Origin of the sequence: Bradyrhizobium sp. (genome assembly GCF_049586575.1) — a bacterium.
Lineage (GTDB): Bacteria > Pseudomonadota > Alphaproteobacteria > Rhizobiales > Xanthobacteraceae > Bradyrhizobium.
This window is the reverse complement of sequence record NZ_JBAVCF010000440.1, coordinates 1-2,135: the sequence shown is the minus strand read 5'-3', so window position 1 is coordinate 2,135 and position 2,135 is coordinate 1. Positions and strand designations below refer to the sequence as shown.

3 protein-coding genes are annotated in these 2,135 nt (G+C 56.3%); all 3 read left to right on the top strand.

The window, feature by feature from the left end:
• The first annotated feature begins 2 nt into the window (after positions 1–2).
• Entirely contained in the window at positions 3–857 is an 855-nt protein-coding gene (gene pstA / locus WB528_RS17355) for a phosphate ABC transporter permease PstA (protein ID WP_423889638.1), read from the top strand.
• Positions 858–883: 26 nt separating this feature from the next.
• Complete coding sequence (gene pstB / locus WB528_RS17350) at positions 884–1,699, top strand: phosphate ABC transporter ATP-binding protein PstB (protein WP_423889637.1); 816 nt, start codon at positions 884–886, stop codon at positions 1,697–1,699.
• A gap of 45 nt (positions 1,700–1,744) precedes the next feature.
• On the top strand, positions 1,745–2,135 hold a 391-nt coding region (locus WB528_RS17345), incomplete at its 3' end, for a phosphate signaling complex PhoU family protein (protein ID WP_423889636.1).

The window sequence follows — 2,135 nt, the reverse complement described above, 5'->3', positions numbered from 1 at the left end:
GCATGAGCGTATACAGTGTATATGCAAAGCGGCGCATGATCGACGTGGCCAGTAAAATCCTCATGGGTGCCGCGACCATAGTTGGTGTCTTCTTTCTGTTTTGGATCCTCTGGACCACGCTGAAGTTCGGCCTCGCTGGGATGCATTGGAGTCTGTTCACCAAAGACACGCCGCCGCCCGGCACCGACGCATTCGGTTTGCGCAATGCTTTCGTTGGTAGCTTGATCTTGTTGGGATTGTCCCTGCTTATCGGAGTACCTGTTGGATTGATGGCGGGCACGTGGTTGGCGGAATACGGCTTTCGCAGCCGCACCGCTAACGCTGTTCGTTTCATCAACGATATCATGTTAAGTGCGCCATCGATCGAAATCGGCTTGTTCGCATATGCCATCGTTGTCGCTCCGATGGGGCATTTTTCGGCGCTCGCCGGCAGTGTTGCGCTGGCGATTCTGATGATTCCGATCATCGTGCGCACCACCGACGAAATGCTCAGCCTGGTCGGCAGCGATATGCGTGAAGCCGCCGTCGCGTTGGGGGCTCCTGCTTGGGTAGTGATCACCAAAGTGACTTGGAAAGCGGCGCGCGCCGGCATTCTCACCGGCATATTGATCGGCTTGGCGCGTATCACTGGCGAGACCGCTCCCCTTCTCTTCACCGCCCTAAACGACCAGTTCTTCTCCACCAATTTGTTCCGTCCGATCGCCAATATTCCCCTGGTCATTTTCGAATTTGCGCTGAGTCCCTATGCCAACTGGCAACAAATGGCTTGGGCCGCGGCCTTCATCACCGTCGTGTTTGTGCTCGTGCTCAGCCTGGTCGCGCGCTTCTTCGTTGGTAAGGTACAGGTGCCTAAATGACTCAGGAGCGAGAGGAAGGGTTCCGCATGGCGACCGTGCCCATTTCCATCAAGGCCCCCGAGCCTGCCCCGAGCAGCAGTGCCGCTCAGCTACCCGTGAAAATCGCTGCCCGGGATTTGAATTTCTATTACGGCAAGTTCCACGCTATCAAAAACGTCAGCGTCGACATCCTCCAGAATTGCGTGACGGCATTCATCGGGCCGTCCGGCTGCGGCAAGTCAACGCTTTTGCGGATTTTCAACCGCATGTACGACCTTTATCCCGGCCAGCGGGCGGAGGGCGAGGTCATCCTCGACGGCGAGAACATTTTGGCATCCAAAAGCATCGGCCAGTTGCGCGCTAAAGTCGGCATGGTCTTCCAAAAGCTCACCCCGTTCCCAATGTCGATCTACGAAAACATCGCGTTTGGTATCCGGCTATACGAAAAACTGCGACGCCCTGAAATGAGCGAGCGCGTGCAGCAAGCTTTGGCCAAGGCCGGTCTGTGGGATGAAGTGAAAGACAAGCTCCATCAATCCGGCCTGGGACTTTCCGGCGGCCAGCAGCAGCGCCTCTGTATCGCTCGCGCCTTGGCAGTGAATCCCGAGGTGCTTTTACTCGACGAGCCTTGCTCGGCGCTGGATCCGATCTCTACGGCAAAGGTCGAGGAGTTGCTCTTTGAATTGAAGAAGACTTGGACGATTGTCATTGTCACCCACAACATGCAGCAGGCCGCCCGCGTCAGCGACTTTACGGCATTCCTTTTGGATGGTCATTTGATTGAGTACCAAACGACGGGAACACTCTTCACCACCCCCTCTGACCCGCGCACGGAGGCTTACATCACCGGCCGCTTCGGCTAGGATTTCTGTTGCATATTCTTGCGAAGGAGTGTCTAAGGAGTATTGATGGAACGCCATTTCGAACACGATCTCGAAGAATTGAAGGAGCGCTTGCTCTGGATGGCTGGTCTCGCGGAGCGCGCTGTTCATCAAGCGGTGCAGGCCGTGTTTCAAAAGGACGAAGCCCTCGCTACGCGCGTTCTCGAAGAAGAAAAAGCCATCAATGAAATGCAGATCGAAATTGACGATCGCGTCATGCAGCTCGTCGCATTGCAACAGCCCATGGCCGTCGACTTGCGCTTCATTCTTTCCGCCTCGCGCATCAACAACGATCTCGAGCGCATCGGCGACCAGGCCGTAAATATCGCGCAGTCGGCCCTGCGCATTCTGCGTCATCCGCAAGTCAAGCCCTACGTCGATTTGCCGCGCATGAGCGAGCTCGCCGAAGGCATGGTTC

What these genes read in the sequence shown, in the direction of transcription:
- pstA (WP_423889638.1), top strand. Translation starts at nt 3, where the DNA reads ATGAGCGTATACAGTGTATATGCAAAGCGGCGCATGATCGACGTGGCC.
- pstB (WP_423889637.1), top strand. Translation starts at nt 884, where the DNA reads ATGGCGACCGTGCCCATTTCCATCAAGGCCCCCGAGCCTGCCCCGAGC.